At 50.9% G+C, this 16,676-nt stretch carries 15 protein-coding genes and 5 pseudogenes; 10 read left to right on the forward strand and 10 right to left on the reverse strand.

Annotation, left to right across the window (positions count from 1 at the left end; all coding sequences use genetic code 11):
- The first annotated feature begins 623 nt into the window (after nt 1-623).
- Nucleotides 624-1,010 carry a plasmid stabilization protein StbA gene (gene stbA, locus C3451_RS22950; protein ID WP_006796897.1) on the forward strand — a complete coding sequence of 129 codons (387 nt, stop codon included), beginning with the start codon at nt 624-626 and terminating at the stop codon, nt 1,008-1,010.
- 8 nt (nt 1,011-1,018) lie between these two features.
- A complete protein-coding gene (locus C3451_RS22955) occupies nt 1,019-1,210 on the forward strand; it encodes a hypothetical protein (protein WP_000861580.1) in 192 nt (63 codons plus the stop codon).
- 10 nt (nt 1,211-1,220) lie between these two features.
- Here C3451_RS22955 and C3451_RS22960 read toward each other — a convergent pair.
- Nucleotides 1,221-1,689: pseudogene (locus tag C3451_RS22960) on the reverse strand (IS1 family transposase).
- Between the two features lie 543 nt (nt 1,690-2,232).
- Between C3451_RS22960 and repE the strand changes: the two are divergent.
- The 3 genes from repE to C3451_RS22975 all read left to right on the forward strand — a co-directional run bounded on the left by repE (nt 2,233) and on the right by C3451_RS22975 (nt 4,271).
- Nucleotides 2,233-2,988, forward strand: coding sequence for a replication initiation protein RepE (repE, locus tag C3451_RS22965; protein WP_000807690.1), 756 nt, complete (start codon nt 2,233-2,235; stop codon nt 2,986-2,988).
- Between the two features lie 267 nt (nt 2,989-3,255).
- A protein-coding gene (locus C3451_RS22970; protein ID WP_223862078.1) for an IS1 family transposase occupies nt 3,256-3,953 on the forward strand; the annotation gives its coding sequence in 2 pieces (ribosomal slippage) (nt 3,256-3,505 and nt 3,505-3,953; 699 coding nt in all).
- A 72-nt stretch (nt 3,954-4,025) separates the two neighbouring features.
- Nucleotides 4,026-4,271, forward strand: a complete 246-nt coding sequence (locus C3451_RS22975) for a replication initiation protein (protein WP_230784493.1) — start codon at nt 4,026-4,028, stop codon at nt 4,269-4,271.
- 1,012 nt (nt 4,272-5,283) lie between these two features.
- Here the strand turns inward: C3451_RS22975 and C3451_RS22980 are convergent.
- A pseudogene (locus C3451_RS22980) lies at nt 5,284-5,968 on the reverse strand (IS1 family transposase).
- Between the two features lie 152 nt (nt 5,969-6,120).
- Entirely contained in the window at nt 6,121-7,608 is a 1,488-nt protein-coding gene (gene ltrA, locus C3451_RS22985; RefSeq protein ID WP_004178082.1) for a group II intron reverse transcriptase/maturase, read from the reverse strand.
- A 405-nt stretch (nt 7,609-8,013) separates the two neighbouring features.
- Here ltrA and umuD point away from each other — a divergent pair, with 405 nt between their 5' ends.
- The 5 genes from umuD (at nt 8,014) to C3451_RS24660 (ending at nt 12,497) form a co-directional block, all read left to right on the forward strand.
- The gene (umuD, locus tag C3451_RS22995; RefSeq protein ID WP_006796638.1) at nt 8,014-8,445 is read left to right on the forward strand and encodes a translesion error-prone DNA polymerase V autoproteolytic subunit; all 432 of its coding nucleotides are present in this window, start codon (nt 8,014-8,016) and stop codon (nt 8,443-8,445) included.
- On the forward strand, nt 8,445-9,716 hold the full coding sequence (locus tag C3451_RS23000) for a Y-family DNA polymerase (protein ID WP_063139393.1): 1,272 nt from the start codon (nt 8,445-8,447) through the stop codon (nt 9,714-9,716). The genes umuD and C3451_RS23000 overlap by 1 nt, the downstream gene beginning before the upstream one ends.
- 411 nt (nt 9,717-10,127) lie before the next feature.
- Nucleotides 10,128-11,003 (forward strand): RepB family plasmid replication initiator protein, encoded by an 876-nt coding sequence (locus tag C3451_RS23005; protein WP_004098982.1) that lies wholly within the window; start codon nt 10,128-10,130, stop codon nt 11,001-11,003.
- Between the two features lie 568 nt (nt 11,004-11,571).
- Nucleotides 11,572-12,198: a ParA family plasmid-partitioning AAA ATPase gene (locus tag C3451_RS23010; RefSeq protein ID WP_016946792.1), complete on the forward strand. Its 627-nt coding sequence runs from the start codon at nt 11,572-11,574 to the stop codon at nt 12,196-12,198.
- A complete protein-coding gene (locus tag C3451_RS24660) occupies nt 12,195-12,497 on the forward strand; it encodes a hypothetical protein (protein ID WP_004197636.1) in 303 nt (100 codons plus the stop codon). Before C3451_RS23010 ends, C3451_RS24660 begins: the two co-directional genes overlap by 4 nt.
- A 431-nt stretch (nt 12,498-12,928) precedes the next feature.
- Here C3451_RS24660 and C3451_RS23020 read toward each other — a convergent pair whose 3' ends face one another.
- From C3451_RS23020 to C3451_RS23045, 7 genes and pseudogenes are all read right to left on the reverse strand, one after another.
- Nucleotides 12,929-13,723, reverse strand: coding sequence for a site-specific integrase (locus tag C3451_RS23020; protein WP_016240356.1), 795 nt, complete (start codon nt 13,721-13,723; stop codon nt 12,929-12,931).
- 197 nt (nt 13,724-13,920) lie between these two features.
- Nucleotides 13,921-14,936: pseudogene (locus C3451_RS24665) on the reverse strand (hypothetical protein).
- Between the two features lie 192 nt (nt 14,937-15,128).
- Nucleotides 15,129-15,434, reverse strand: a complete 306-nt coding sequence (ccdB, locus tag C3451_RS23030) for a type II toxin-antitoxin system toxin CcdB (RefSeq protein ID WP_006788214.1) — start codon at nt 15,432-15,434, stop codon at nt 15,129-15,131.
- A 1-nt stretch (nt 15,435) separates the two neighbouring features.
- Nucleotides 15,436-15,654 (reverse strand): type II toxin-antitoxin system antitoxin CcdA, encoded by a 219-nt coding sequence (gene ccdA, locus C3451_RS23035; RefSeq protein ID WP_006788213.1) that lies wholly within the window; start codon nt 15,652-15,654, stop codon nt 15,436-15,438.
- Nucleotides 15,655-15,823: 169 nt separating this feature from the next.
- Nucleotides 15,824-16,069 (reverse strand): annotated as a pseudogene (locus C3451_RS23040) (hypothetical protein); the annotation flags it as partial.
- Between the two features lie 159 nt (nt 16,070-16,228).
- Nucleotides 16,229-16,352, reverse strand: a pseudogene (locus C3451_RS24775) (GGDEF domain-containing protein); the annotation flags it as partial.
- 201 nt (nt 16,353-16,553) lie between these two features.
- On the reverse strand, nt 16,554-16,676 hold a 123-nt coding region (locus C3451_RS23045), incomplete at its 5' end, for an IS1 family transposase (RefSeq protein WP_001680212.1).

Consider the following 16,676-nt stretch of genomic DNA (forward strand, 5'->3'; position numbering starts at 1 on the left):
ACGTTTTTTGCCAAATCGATTCCAATAGTTTTAACGTTCATGATAGCAGCGCTCCGTTCAATGAGTGACGATTTATCGTCCCACTGTGGCACAAGAGATGGGAGGCGACCATTCCATTAACAAAGCCCATTCAGTCCTCAATTTGTGCATTTTTTAAACGAAAAAAGGGTGTCTAATACGGTGAAATCATAGTATTACCAAAGTAATAAATAAAAAGTTATTTAAATCAGTAATTTAGATTTGATTTGTAATACCTGGGTAATACCGCAGCATGGCTAAATTTTGTTTTTTTCCTTTTAAATCAGTGTGATAGCGTGATTTATCACGCTGCGTTAGGTGTATAGCAGGTTAAGGGATAAAAAATCATCTTTTTTTGGTAGGGCGATCTCCGTAGGTTAAGGGGCATTTGGCTAAAAAGCGTCCTATTCTTTGATGGTCATGCTTGCATGACCATCTGAGCAACCAAAAACTACAGATAAACTACAGATAAACTACAAAAAACGTTTTGCCTTAGTGTTGTAAGACTACAAATAGACTACAATAAAACTACAGATAAACTACAAAACTCGATTGACCCCTTCTTACGAGTGTTGTAGAGTCATTTTCATACAACGGAGGGGGTTATGAATAAACCAGCAGATCTGAAACCCCGCAACTTATCGGCTGCTGTCAGATTGCGCCTAAATGAAATCGAGAACTGGCTGGACAGAGGGCTAACGCGGCATGAAATTGCTGAAATCCTCGACAGCGAATACAGCTTTTCGGTAACAGCCAAAGGGCTTGAGATGGCACTGTATAGAACGCGGCAAAACCGAAAAAATGTATTGCACAATACACATGATAAGAGTAGCGCGAAGGGTGCAGCGGAAAGTGTATTGCACAATACACAACCGTCTGAGCCTGAAGCGCAGGAAAGTAAAAAAGCAGAGAGTCCCGGCATTATTGATAAAGAATTCTTCAAGAAAATCGGTGAGAATTTCGACCCTAAGAAGTTCAACAAAAAATTCTGAGGTGATTTATGAAAGTAGCGGTAATTAATTACAGTGGCAGTGTTCGTAAAACCTTAATTTCATCTTACCTGTTAGCCCCGCGCCTGACTGGTGCAAAGTTCTATGCGGTAGAGACTATCAACCAGTCTGCTTCCGATCTGGGTATTGAAAATGTGACCAGTTTTAAAGGTGACGACTTCTCACGTTTGATTGAGGGGTAATGACTCCAACTTACTGGTAGTGTTTTATGTTCAGATAATGTCCAATGACTTTGTCATGTAGTTCTCCCTTCAGGCGTGATTCATAAAGCGGCCAGTCATCCGTCATCCATACCACGACCTCAAAGGCCGACAGCAGGCCCGGAAGACGCTCCAGCGTGGCCAGCGTGCGTTCACCGAATACGTGCGCCACAACCGTCCTCCGTATCCTGTCATACGCGTAAAACAACCAGCGCTTGCGTGATTTAGCGCCGACGTAGCCCCACTGTTCATCCATTTCAGCGCAGACAATGACGTCACTGCCCGGTTGTATGCGTGAGTTTACCGACTGCTGCCTGAGAGGCGGTGTAAGTGAACTGTAGCTGCCATGTTTTACGGCAGTGAGAGCAGATATAGCGCTGATGTCCGGCAGTACTTTTACCGTTACGCACCACGCCTTCAGTAGCTGAGCAGGAGGGACAGCTGATGGAGATGGAAGCCACTGGAGCACCTCAAAACCACCATCATACACTAAATCAGCAAGTTGGTAGCACATTACCCAGAACTGGACAGAATAGGCTGTATGTCTAACTTCTGGCCACAGATATAATCGAGCCAGCAGTGCTCGCCGCAGCCGAGCGACAGGGCGAAGCCCCGAGTGAGCGAGGAAGCACCATGGAACAGTACTCATAAATTCTGCATACGCTCAATGCCTGCAAAATCACCTCCCATAGGGGTTATCCACTTATCCACTTATCCACGGGGATATTTTTATAAGATCTTTTTAAATAGTTGTTAGATCTTTATTTTTAGAATGCCCACAGGCCTTTATCCATGCGGGTTCCAGAGAGGGATCTGTGACAAAACGCCCTTTCAGTGTGACAAATCACCCTCAAATAGCCGCCATTTCTGTGACAAGTTGCCCTTAACCCTGTGACAAATTGCCCTCAGGAAGCGTTGCTTTTCACAAAGTTATCCATCCCTGTTGACTCTGTTTTATGAAGTGTGACAATCTTAAAGTCTGTCACACTTCACATGGACCTGTCATGGCGGAAATAGCGGTTATAAACCATAAAAAACGTAAAAATAGCCCGCGGATTGTCCAGTCAAACGAGCTGACTGAGGCGGCATATAGTCTCTCCAGGGATCAAAAGCGTATGCTGTATCTGTTCGTTGACCAGATCAGAAAATCCGACGGCTCCCTGCAGGAACATGACGGCATCTGCGAAATTCACGTTGCTAAATACGCTGAAACATTCGGGCTGACCTCCGCTGAAGCCAGTAAGGATATACGACAGGCTTTAAAAGGTTTTGCGGGTAAGGAAGTGGTTTTCTATCGCCCTGAAGAGGATGCCGGCGATGAAAAAGGGTATGAATCCTTTCCCTGGTTTATTAAACGTGCGCACAGCCCATCCAGAGGGCTTTACAGCGTACATATCAACCCATATCTGATTCCCTTCTTCATCGGGTTACAGAACCGGTTTACGCAGTTCCGGCTCAGTGAAACAAAAGAGATTACCAATCCGTACGCCATGCGTTTATACGAATCTCTGTGCCAGTACCGTAAACCTGATGGCTCAGGTGTCGTGTCCCTGAAAATCGACTGGATCATGGAACGCTACCAGCTACCTCAAAGTTACCAGCGTATGCCGGACTTTCGCCGCCGTTTCCTGCAGGCAAGTGTTGACGAGATCAACAGCCGGACACCAATGCGCCTTTCTTACATCGAGAAAAAGAAAGGCCGCCAGACGACGCATATCGTATTTTCCTTCCGTGATATAACCTCCATGACGATTGAATAGTTGAGGGTTATCTGTCACAGATTTAAGGGTGGTTCGTCACATTTGATCTGGAAAGTTGAGGGTGATTTGTCACAGTTTTGCTGTTCCCTCCCTGGCATCCTGCGCTTACTCATAGTTTTTTGGCTGTAACCGGTAGTGGAGCCAGAATTGAGGGCAATTTGTCACCCTATCCTGAGGGTAGTTTGTCACACTAGATTTTCCCCCTCTTCCCGGGTAATGGTGCCAACTTACTGATTTAGTGTACGATGGTGGTTTTGAGGTGCTCCCGTGGCTTCCATCTCCATCAGTTGTCCCTCCTGCTCAGCTACTGAAGGCGTGGTGCGTAACGGTAAAAGTACTGCCGGACATCAGCGCTATCTCTGCTCTCACTGCCGTAAAACATGGCAGCTTCAGTTCACTTACACCGCCTCTCAGCCCGGTACACACCAGAAAATTATTGATATGGCCATGAATGGCGTCGGATGTCGCGCCAGTGCACGCATTATGGGCGTTGGCCTCAACACGATTTTACGACACTTAAAAAACTCAGGCCGCAGTCGGTAAACTCACGCATACAACCGGGCAGTGACGTCATTGTCTGCGCTGAAATGGATGAACACTGGGGCTACGTCGGCGCTAAATCACGCCAGCGCTGGCTGTTTTACGCGTATGGCAGGATACGGAGGACGGTTGTGGCGCACGTCTTCGGTGAACGCACTCTGGCCACACTAGAGCGTCTTCTGAGCCTGCTGTCGGCCTTTGAGGTCGTGGTATGGATGACGGATGGCTGGCCGCTGTATGAATCCCGCCTGAAGGGAAAGCTGCACGTAATCAGCAAGCGATATACGCAGCGCATTGAGCGACATAACCTGAATCTGAGGCAGCATCTGGCAAGGCTGGGCAGGAAGTCACTGTCGTTCTCAAAATCGGTGGAGCTGCATGACAAGGTCATCGGGCATTATCTGAACATAAAACATTGTCAGTAAGTTGGAGTCATTACCAACCAGTTCACCACCTACTCGCTCCGCGATTGTGGCAGTCTTCGAAATCCCCGGACGATCCGCCTTTATGAAAGTCTTGCTCAATTCAAATCTTCAGGCTTATGGGTTACTACTCATGCTTGGTTAAATGACCGTTTCGTCTTACCGGAATCCCTGCAGAAGAACTTGGCAGAGTTGAAACGATATTTCCTTGATCCTGCACTCAAGCAGATAAATGAGAAAACACCTTTACTTGCTAAGTATAGTATTGATGATTCAGGAAAATTTCTGTTCTCAATAATTGATAAGCAAAATCCCGTCTGACATAAATCAGCACACATGAGCCTGTCATTTGACAAATTTTTGTCATGAAGATGGGCGGATTTCCACACAGCACCGGCGCCCGGTAAGGTGGGCTGATTCCCACACGGCACCGGCGCCCGGTAAGGTGGGCTGATTCCCACACGGCACCGGCGCCCGGCAAGGTGGGCTGATTCCCACACGGCACCGGCGCCCGGTAAGGTGGGCTGATTCCCACACGGCACCGGCGCGCGGCAAGGTGGGCCGATTCCCACGCTGCAGCGGCGCCCGGCAAGGTGGGCTGATTCCCACACGGCACCGGCGCCCGGTAAGGTGGGCTGATTCCCACACGGCACCGGCGCGCGGCAAGGTGGGCCGATTCCCACGCTGCAGCGGCGCGCGGCAAGGTGGGCCGATTCCCACGCGGCAGCGGCGCCCGGCAAGGTGGGCGGATTCCCACACGGCACCGGCGCCCGGTAAGGTGGGCGGATTCCCATATCGACATGTATGTAGCTTGTGTTATCCGTGGATTGTGCAGCTCAGCGGGTCGCTGGTCGTATGGCGGAGTGTCCCCCGTAACCGGCCGCGTGCGGCCGGTTACGCGCAGTACGGCGCCCACTGCGCACCCCCGTGGGGGACGTGCGGCAGCTGCGTGGCGGTGAGCGGGATTAGGGCTTTGCAGCTACCGTGTGAAGTTCCCTGGTGTCGCTGAAATAGTTGATGAACATCCCCCTAAGCGTCAGCAGCAAGCTGCCGCCGCTAAGGCCCCGGAAATCACGCCCTTTACGTCGTAAACGCCGTAAAGCCCGCTCACCGGGGTTAAAAGGGATTACTTTGACTTCTTCATTGCTGTTCGCGAGTTAAGGCTAATCAGGGCAGGGGGTAGGGTGGCAGAATTTATAGCCCGGCAACCGGCTACGCCGGGCTTTCGGCGCCATTTGACTCCACAGACACATGTAACCTCATCTGGCGCCTCCATGCCGCTGACGCGGCATCCAAAAGCTTCCCAATACTGTAGGCCGGTAATGACTCCAACTTACTGACAATGTTTTATGTTCAGATAATGCCCGATGACCTTGTCATGCAGCGCCACCGATTTTGAGAACGACAGTGACTTCCGTCCCAGCCTTGCCAGATGTTGTCTCAGATTCAGGTTATGCCGCTCAATGCGCTGCGTATATCGCTTGCTGATAACGTGCAGTTCTCCCTTCAGGCGGGATTCATAAAGCGGCCAGCCATCCGTCATCCATACCACGACCTCTAAGGCCGACAGTACTCCAGTGTGGCCAGAGTGCGTTCACCGAAGACGTGCGCCACAACCGTCCTCCGTATCCTGTCATACGCGTAAAACAGCCAGCGCTGGCGTGATTTAGCGCCGACGTAACCCCACTGTTCGTCCATTTCAGAGCAGACAATCACATCACTGCCCGGTTGTATGCGTGAGTTTACCGACTGCGGCCTGAGTTTTTTAAGTGTCGTAAAATCGTGTTGAGGCCAACGCCCATAATGCGTGCACTGGCGCGACATCCGACGCCATTCATGGCCATATCAATAATTTTCTGGTGTGTACCGGGCTGAGAGGCGGTGTAAGTGAACTGTAGCTGCCATGTTTTACGGCAGTGAGAGCAGAGATAGCGCTGATGTCCGGCAGTACTTTTACCGTTACGCACCACGCCTTCAGTAGCTGAGCAGGAGGGACAACTGATGGAGATGGAAGCCACGGGAGCACCTCAAAAACACCATCGTACACTAAATCAGTAAGTTGGCACCATTACCCGGCAGGCGATCTGGATTATCGTCACGCTGTTAAATATGTCGCGGTAGGGATACCCGTTACCGGATACCCCCCCGCACAGATCCCGGCGTGCGCGATTTACGCACCGGGCTCCTGCCTCGGGTGTCTGGCGGTGAACCGCTCCACAGGCCATGGATGAAGAACCCGAACCCTTGGTAGCCATGCGGCTGCCAGTTTGTTTGCTTTCGTCCAGGTCGTATCATCCTTCTGGCTCCTGCGCCTGAGCGCCCGGCGCCAGAGGTTTGTTACGTGTGTCCTGAACTTCTGCATGGTGGGGAAGTTGCCCGGTACCGAGTGATAGTTCAGGTATCCCTGAACCACTCTCCTGAGCCATTTTCCCTGTTCGGGGATTGAGTAATGCCAGCGCCTTCGCAGACCGTCTTTGATGGCTTTCAGAGTTGCCGTCATCCGATCCCGGCGGGTCTTTCGTATCAGCATGAACCTGCCGTTGCGATCTTTCCCGCTGATGTGCGTGAACCCGAGGAAGTTGAACGTTTCTGGTTTGCCTTTTCCCCTGATGGCACGGTTTTCGGCAGCGAAGCGGCCGAACTCCATCAGACGGGTTTTCTCCGGGTGAACCGTGAGTCCGAACTCCCTCAGTCTGCGCTGCATGGCTATACGGAAGCGCCGGGCATCGTATCGTTTGTCGAACCCGATGACGATGTCATCGGCGTATCTGACCATTACCACATTGCCTGTGGCATAGCGACGTCGCCACTGATGCGCCCACAGATCGAAGACGTAGTGGAGGTATATGTTTGCCAGCAGCGGTGAGATGACCGCACCCTGTGGGGTGCCTTCCTCCGTTGCTCGCCATTGACCCTCCTCCGACGTCCCGGCTGTGAGCCACTTACGTATGAGCCTGATTACCCTCCGGTCGCCGATCCGATGCTCTGTGAACCTGATCAGCCATTCGTGGCTCACCCTGTCGAAGAACTGACTGATGTCGGCATCCAGTACCCAGTTTACGTTAGTGCGTACCAGCCCTGTGGCCAGTGCGTCCAGTGCATCGTGCTGGCTTCGCCCGGGTCTGAACCCGTATGAGAACCCCATAAAGTCGTTTTCATAGACTGCGTTCAGGATTTTCACCAGCGCATACTGGACGATCTTGTCCTCCAGCGAGGCGATGCCGAGCGGGCGTTGTTTTCCATCCGCTTTTGGGATGTAGTGACGCCTGCCGGGCTGCGCCCTGTAGCTGCCCTGATGTAGCCTCCGGTGCAGATCTGTTATGTTGTTCTTCATGTTTCCGGCGTAGTCCATCCACCTGATGCCATCCACTCCGGCGGCCGCTTTCCTGCTCAGGGAGAGGAATGCGGCTTCCAGTGCTTCGACTGTCAGCAGGTGGAACAATGCTGTAAACCGTTCTTTCTTCCGCTGCTTCGCAGCTTCCCGCACGCGTGACAGCCTCTGTGACATGCTTTCCCGGCTCTGTGTCCGGCGCATGTGTGGCTGTTCCGCGTTCCCCTTGGCCCCGCTCCTTCGCTCCACTGACTCCGCTCCTTTCGGGTTGTTCGCCTGCTTCGCCGCTACTATGAGCGAGTCCGACTTCTCCTCTCCGTACATCACCGGCTATGACTCCTCGTCTTCCCGGTGCGGGCCATCTCCGACACTGGCAGATGGTCAGAGGGGAGATCTCCCGGTTCCCGCGTAGAGATCGTATTGACATGCCAGGGTCTCAGACCCCGCCGGGTCCATGTGGCACTCGCAGTATCGCACCCTATGATTTTGCCTTCCGTTAACAGTACAACGTCGGCACCCGGTAATTTAATATACATTTCGTGGCTCAATGGCTGGCCTGTCAACACCCCTGTCAACGCTTCGCCCCATACCTCGCGGTATGCAACGCATGACTCGGGGACCTTGTGGATTGCTGGTCCTTCAATGGTCGGGGACTTTCACCCCTTGATCTCTACCGGTCTCCCGGCGCAAACTGTATGCATAACCAGTAAAATTAGAGTATCAGGAGGAAAGATGAAGCTACAGCTTTTCAGCACCGGGAAAGAACACCCGCCACAGGCCCATCCATTGTTTGCCGATCTGGCCAGCTGCGGTTTTCCCAGCCCTGCCGCTGACTATGTCGAGTCCGATCTGGATCTCCATGATTACTGCATACGGCATCCGAGCGCGACGTACTACCTGCGTGCCAGCGGAGACAGCATGGCGGACGGTAGTCTGTACAATGGCGATCTGCTGGTTGTGGACAGTGCTGAAAAGCCGCGGCACGGCGATATCGTTGTCGCCAGCGTACAGGGGGAGTTTACGGTTAAACGGCTTCTGCTGACGCCTCGACTGACGCTGCAGCCCATGAATGCCTCCTGGTCGCCGATTTATCCTGACCCCGACGAGCTGGATATCTTTGGCGTCGTCACGCATATCATCCACCGCCCGAGGGAGATGTACTGATGTTTGCCCTGGCCGATGTGAACAGCTTCTATGCCAGCTGTGAACGTGTTTTCCGACCGGATTTGAAAGGAAAGCCGATAGTCGTCCTGAGCAACAACGACGGGAACGTAATCGCTCGCAGTGCCGAGGCGAAGCCCTGGATCAAAATGGGAACTCCGTGGTTTCAGATAAAAAACGAAAGGTACCCGGAAAAAATATATTCGTTTTCAAGTAACTATGAACTTTACGCCTCGATGTCGGCGCGCGTGATGAACTGCCTGGAGGAACTGGCCCCCAGAGTGGAACAGTATTCCATTGATGAGATGTTCCTCGATTTGACCGGCGTGGAGCACTGTATGGAGCTTGAGGACTTCGGCCGGCAGCTGCGTCAGCACGTGTATGACTGTACCCACCTGACCATTGGCGTGGGCGCCGGACCAACGAAGACCCTTGCAAAATCAGCCCAGTGGGCCTCAAAAGAGTGGAAACAGTTTCGTGGCGTACTTGCTCTGACCAGGGGAAATCCGCAGAGAACGCGGAAACTGCTTTCACTGCAGCCGGTTGAAGAAATCTGGGGGGTGGGTAACCGTATTGCACGCAAGCTGAATGTGCTGGGCATTAAGACCGCGCTCGATCTCGCCCTGACGAACCCGGCCTTCATCCGCAAAAATTTTTCTGTGGTCCTTGAGCGAACGGTACGTGAATTGAACGGGGAAAGCTGCCTTTCGCTTGAGGAAGCCCCTCCGACGAAACAGCAAATTGTCTGCAGCCGCAGTTTTGGCGTGAAGATCACGGAGTACGAGTCACTCCGTCAGGCTATCTGTCAGCACGCAGAGCGGGCCTCTGAAAAGCTGCGTAAAGAGCACCAGTATTGCCGGCATATTTCCGTTTTCATCAAAACGTCTCCGTTCGCCGTTAAAGAGCCTTACTACGGCAACGTGGCTACGGAAAAACTTCTTACACCCACTCAGGACACCAGGGACATCATTGCAGCCGCCACAACGGCTCTGGAGCGTATCTGGAGGGATGGACACCGGTATGCCAAAGCCGGAGTTATGCTGAATGACTTCACCGGCTCCGGCGTTTCGCAGCTGCAGCTGTTCGACGAACGCCCGCCACGCCCTCACAGTGCTGAGCTGATGAGGGTTCTGGACGGGATCAACAACTCAGGGCTGGGTAAAGTATGGTTTGCCGGTAGAGGAATTGTGCCATCCTGGCAAATGAAACGCGATATGCTCTCCCCTGCGTACACCACTCGCTGGAGAGATATCCCCGTTGCGAGGATCGGTTAAATTTTGCCTTTCAGAGAGAGCCAGCAGTGCTCGCCGCAGCCGAACGACAGGGCGAAGCCCGCGAGTGAGCGAGGAAGCACCAGGGGAGCTGAAGCCTTTTAAAACACCTTACGCACTTAAGTTCTATAGATTCCATAATGAGTTATCCACATATCCTTTGAGTAGATCCAATAATTTACCCTTAGTTATCCAAATAGATCCAAACTGATCCCTTTAGCGGCAAAACCTTTGTTTACGGGCTTCGTAGCGATTTCAGGTGTGTCGTAGTGGGAGAAAGGTGTTCTGAAGCGGGAAAAAGGTGTGTCAAAACGGGGTAAGGGTGGGTAGAATCGGGAAGAAAGGTGTGTCGAAACGGGAAAGAGTTAATATTTAGGCACATATCGATCATATGCTATGAATGGATATAACTATATGAATGAGAATGTTTATATCGGCGAGGTTATAGGTCCAGATTGTGAAAGTGTTAACAATAAACTCACCGTCACAAGTAAGGCCACAGTTCAGCCTGTAGCCCTGATGAGATTAAATGTTTTTGTTCCTTCAAGCAGGCCTGCAAAGGGCACTAGAACATCAATCGATGCGACCTCTGTTCTCAAGGATTTGGAATTCTCAAGGCGGGAGGGTTACGACGATATTCGTATAACCGGTGAACGGTTGAGTATGGCCATCGACTTCAAGGTATGGGTCGGTATCATAGAAGCTTTCAGTAAGTACGGTTTAAAAACCAACAGCATTAAGCTTACTTTTCATGAGTTTGCTGGAATGTGCCGCTTTGAGTCTAAGAGATTCGATTCCCGTCTTAGAAAAAGTATTTCAGAAGCTTTGACCAGGATACGTGGCAAGACCATTACCTTTACCCGTAGCGACTCAGAGGGCCTTCAAAAAGTTTCCGTAACAGGTTTGCTTAAGACAGGTGAACTGGATTTTGCAAACGACCAGGTGGAACTTGAAGCTGATCAGCGACTATGGGAACTCTACCAAACTGATTACACTGTTCTGCTACGACATAAGCCGATAAATGCTTTAACCCGAAAGGAAGCAGCTCAGGCCCTGTATACTTTCATCGAAAGTCTGCCTACGAACCCAGTCCCCATATCTTTCAAACGAATACGAGACAGGCTCTCATTGCTCTCTCCGGTAAAGGAACAGAACCGTATCATTAAACTGGCCCTCAAGCAGTTGCAGGATATTGGGTACCTTGACCACAGCATCACCAAAAAAGGTAAAGAGACTTTCATTCTGATCCACCGTCGCTCAGCAAATCTGAAACCAGGAACAGCTGTATAAGGTGTGTTGAAACGGGAGCTCTCTTCTTAAACATTTTGATAGGTGTGTTGTAAGGGGAAGCCTCGCCTTAAACGTCTTAATAGGTGTGTTGTAGCGGGATGAGAACCTGTTAAATGTGTGTTTTTATCTGTATATACTTACGCACCTTCCCACTTCAACACACCTTTTTGGATAGAAGTGAAAAGCAATCCCGCTTCTCCCCACCTTTTACCAAATTTGTCTCACCAACTCCCCACTTCGACACACCGAAGATTCAAAGGCTTCCCACTACACCCCACTTTTTGCTTCACGCGGTCATAACTGGTTGATACTACCCTCCCTAAAGGTAGCCTGGAGTTGAAAGCCGCATTATGCGGTTCTATGGGGATTTCGGATAAAGGCACCACTTTGCTATCTTGTTATCTTGTTATCCTAACATCTTACCAATTTGTTAATGTATAAAGGTAATTCAATTATAATTCATGTAGTTATTAACTTAATAAGATGTTATCTTAATAAAGGTATTGCAATATTGCCGCCTGTTTGGCAATATTAAGTTGTTAACTTAACAACTTAATATGAGGCTGTGATGATAATAGTATTGGGTAGTCAAAAGGGTGGGGTTGGTAAAAGTACACTGGCGGTATCTATAGCTGCGTATCTGATGTCACTGGGCAATCGAGTGATCATTGTCGACGCAGATGACCAGAAATCTGTATTGACCTGGTACAACAATCGTCCTGAAGATCTTCCCCATATTCCGGTTACTGGCGCAACAGGCAACATCAAAGCCATGCTAAAGGAACACGAGAAATCTTATGACTTTGTCATCGCAGACTGTGCTGGCCGCGACAGTGCAGAAATGCGTAGTGGGTTGATGGCCGCTGACGTATTCATTTCTCCGTTGCGGCCTTCTCAGATGGACCTGGATGTAGTGCCTCATACATGCTCTGTTTTTACAGCAGCAAAAGATTTTAATGAGGACGTCCGGGGATATCTCGTTTTAAACATGACGCCCACGAACATGTTTGTCAATGAAGCAAATCAGGCAGCTGACGTACTCAAGGATTATCCTGAAATGCGGCTGGCTAACTCCCGAGTTTGTGATCGAAAAGCGCATCGAGATGCTTGGGCAGAATCAATGACAATATTTGAAACGCAAAATGACAAAGCACAACAAGAAATCGAATCGTTAGTTAAAGAGGTTATTCTGTGAGAAATAGAGCAAATACTCCATCTCGTGATGAGGCAGCGTTTATTAACGGTGGTACTGCTGGTATTGATAATACCAAAGTGACTTCAGAGAGACCATTGGCTGTAAGTAAAGCAAAACCAGTGAGCATTTCCTTTTTTGAAGAAAACTTAAAAGACATTGATGATCTTATAACGGGTGAAATGATTTCAGGTAAAAGCAGAGTGAATCGTTCTGACGTAGTCAGGGCAGCGGTAGAGGCACTAAAAAGTTTATCAAAAACAGAGATATCCAGATTAATCGCAGAAGCAAAACAACGATAATATCTTGTTATCTTGTTATCTTGTTATCTTGTTATCTTGTTATCTTGTTATCTTGTTCAGGGTGGTAACACCTTTTATATCGAGGCAATAACTGCGCGATAGTGAAAATTTGGGGGTGGCCTCAGTCCTATACATAAGGGGATATACATGAATTCAAATACTACAATTGCCTTATATTTTTCGCTTGCATTACTATTTACGTTGCTATCAGTGGCTGGTAGCAACCATGATTTAGCAGGAGTTGTATCTCAATTATTCTTTATTTTCATGGCTGCATTTTATTTCTTTAGGGCAATGAGGGCCTTTCTGAACATCATTAATGTGATTGATAGCTGTAGAAGGTGAGGCAGGATAAGCCCCCCATTAAGCTTGGACTGTTTCCCACACAAGAACTACTTTAGGTCGAAACCTGGGGTATACCCATAGTTGACCTATGTAGATTGGTCTGGGGTTAACTTTTTTATCAACGCAACAGCTTCAGCTTCCGGCATGGCGAACTGCACACGATGGCGCGCTGCGACATCGAGCGCAAACACCTTCGTATAGACCTCCGTCGAGCTAATCGATTTGTGGCCCATCAGGCTCTGCAGCACTTTCAGCGGAATACCGGCGTACAGCATGTGCATCGCGTAGGAGTGACGGAACGTATGGGGGGTCACCGGTACTGAGAACGTCACCCCGTCGGCCGCTGCGGCCTCCACCGCTTCGCTAAGCCAGGTGCGGACGGTACGGTCTGTGATCTCCCAGATACGCGCCTTCTCAATTCTGCCGGTGTGCTTGTTTCGTCTTTCCAGCGGAATTTTCAGGGTGGCCACCATCATCTGTAGCTGGCTGACGTAGTGGTGATCGGAAAGCGGAACAAGACGATGGACCTGACTGCCTGCGGGAGCACGACCTGCCGTCCTGGCCGCTTTCTCGGCGCGCTGCTTGAGCGTGGCCAGCTGCACGAACGGATACGGCGGCGTCAGTGAAAAATCCCCCCGGGTCAGCGCGAGCGCTTCATTAATGCGCGCGCCGGTGTTCCACAGCGTCGCCAGCAGCATCTTGCGGTGAAGATCCGGCACGTAATGGAGCAGGGCACTGACTTCCGGCGCCAGCAGGTATTTCGGCAGTTCATCCTGCACGAGCGCCATCTGGCGCAGGGCGAGGGCGGCAGGGTAATCGATGGCCACCGGAAGCAATGTTCCGGGAGATGACGGAGATCCAACTGGAACCAGGTTATTCATAATTTCTGTTAACTTTTTTCTTTGCCGAGAATTTTCTTCGTAATATTACCGGAGTCAGGATGACTAACCAGCCAGCGACGGCCAGCCAGAAAACAGACGAAGTCGCAAACAAAACTACCCCGTCAGTGATTACAGACACGATATTTTCGGGCACTGGTTTCAGTCCTCTTCAGTGTGTGGCTATGGAACGGGAACATTCATGCCCCCAACATCCACTTGATAAAGTCCAGAAAAGTCACCAAGCCCCCCAGAATAAGGCCAGGTTGACGACTTTCTCCCACAGGATAGAAAGGCGATTTGTCTGCAGGTCAACGAGCTCCTCACTTTGCGAGGCAAGATCCCTTTCCAGATCCAGGATCCTTTACTGCGACTGAGCACACAGGGTAGCCAGCCGGATGACCCCGGTTGCCCGTTGCTCCACCTCCTGGTCAGAATCCCCGCTCTGCGGCAGAGACAGTTTTGCTGCCCGCAGCGGCAGGGCATCACATTTCCCGTCCGGGAGCGGGCGCCATTTCCTGTGCAACAGATGAAGAAAAGGATGCTTCTTTATTGAACCAATTAACTGTTTTTTCGACAATATTTCCCCTTCCAGCTGCACAATTTTTTCCTGCAGCCCGCGGTAACCGTCTTCCAGCCGGCGTACTCCGGATGCCAGGGGCTCCACCCGGAGCGTTGAACTCCTGCTCCGCGGCAACTGCAGTTCGTCTACCCCCAGCGGCATTGAGCAGTTATGCCCGGCCGGGAACCGGAACCCCATTGCATGCCACAGCCTGTCCCTCCGGATCTGGTTTTCTTCGCTTTTTTCATCAGCCTTCGAAATGTCAATCGGCCAGACCCTGGTTTCAGGCGGCAGACCTCTGGCCCAGAGCACAAACTGCTGCGTGATCCAGGTACCCAGGCCGTGTCCCCGCAGGCGCTCTTCCAGTCTGAATTCCTCTGTAAACAGGTGCAGGGAACTCAGTAGAGGCCAGTAATTTGCAGTGAAAGTCTGAGTCTTCGTCTGTTCAGTATCGGCCAGATACAGTGTCATTATGCAGGAGGCCCGATACAACGCGTTGGAATTACGTTCAGAAGCAGGCCCCCACGATTCCTCCCTGCTCAGAATGACGACCAGATTTTCCTCCTGGCGGGTACTGTTATTTGTAATGATATCCGCCAGTGTCACGAGCCACATTGTTTTGTCGACATCAGTCCGGGTCACGCCGTCGGTCATCTTTTTTTTCCCTGAGGGTTATACCCTGCAACTGTCAGCAGTGATCGGATAGGGGAGTGTCCCCTGACGCCGCGAAAGACGGCAGGCCATCCGCTCCGGAGGAGCAGTTCAGTACAGTCACCGTGTGAGGGGTAATCTCTGCGGCAATGCTTCGCTTTGACATCCTCCCTGTCTTTCCGGGCGGGAAGGAGGTTAGATCCCCCAGAACATCAGGTTAATTGCGTTTTTGATGTCATTTTCCCGGTGGCGGAGATCGGCCACTTCCTCCCCGGTGACGGAGGCCGGGACGCTGGCCATGTCCGTGGTCATCAGGCGCCAGCTCTCGTCCCCGATGTGCACCACCGGATAGAGCTCACGGGAGACCTTATCCGACAGCAACCGGGCGCTGGCCAGCGGGATCACCATCCGCCGCCCGGGGGTATCGATGATGTCACTCTGCACATCCACGAACAGACGATAGCGGCTCTCTCTTTTATAGGCATAAACCTTAAACTGCATCTCACCAGTCCCTGTTTTCGTCGGCGAATGAACCGTTCATTTCAATAAACCGGGCAACCTCAGCCATCCCTTCCTGATTTTCAGCCTGCCAGCGTTCGGCACGCAGACGTCGGGCTTCATTCTGCATGGCCCTGTTCACCAGGCCGGAGATATTGACGTCCGCGGATTTCAGTAACTGATAGCTGTCGCTGTCGATGGTGACGGTGATGCGCTGCTTCATAATGCACTCCGGAATGCATACTAATGGTATGCATATCAGTATAGCTTAATGATGAAGCTGGCACACGCCCGGCAGAAGCATACTGTTATGTCGCTATTCATTTCACACTGTGAACCTCCCATCAGAAATAATCAACCAGGATATAACAATCATCCACACAGTCACGCTGTTAAATTACCGGATGGCCGTTTCCGGCAGATCCGATTTTTTTGCGTATAACAACTTTCCGGAAGTGTACCACGGTCAGGGAATAAGCAAAGCGGCGTTTTCCGGTGGTGAGCGGCCGGTTACGGGGCAGGGGAGGGACACAACATATAGGGTCACTGACATCTGGAAAAACCGCTACATCTTGTGTTGCCGGGCCGCTGTGCGCCGGTGGCCGGAAAGCAGATCCGGGACTACCTTTTTTCGGATCTCGGGAGAGGAAGAGAGGAATTTTTGCAGCATGGACACAAAAAACGAGTAATTGTTGCGATGAGAGGATTATTGCGCCATGAGCAAATATAAATGACTTTATGCGCCATGAGGTTAAATATATTGTTCCTGCCGTCCGGCTGAACCCCGGGGCAGGGGATCAGCCGGGAAGGAAAGCGTCACGGTTCTGCTTTCCGGGAGAGGGTCTTTCGTTATTTCTTCAGGTACATCACTTCGTCACATTTGCCGATCATTTCCGCCAGCGTCGCGTACTGGTCTGCGTTATAGTGATTCATTGTATTTATGGTGTTTTTGCCAGCGCAATAAAAAGAGAAATCTCATCCCATCGTCTTTTTTCAGTACTCAATAAAGTCGGCGGAGTCATTTTTATGCTTTTCTCCGCCGGATTGCTCATTTCATCGTTGCTGCCGTTTTGGCAATAGTTAAACGCGGTTGCGAGCTCTGTTTCGGGTAATGACTTCAACTTACTGATAGTGTTTTATGTTCAGATAATGCCCGATGACCTTGTCATGCAGCTCCACCGATTTTGAGAACGACAGTGACTTCCGTCCCAGCCTTGCCAGATGTTGTCTCAGATTCAGGTTATG

It is taken from the genome of Enterobacter sp. 301B, from assembly GCF_003850715.1.
Classification (GTDB): Bacteria; Pseudomonadota; Gammaproteobacteria; order Enterobacterales; family Enterobacteriaceae; genus Enterobacter; species Enterobacter intestinihominis.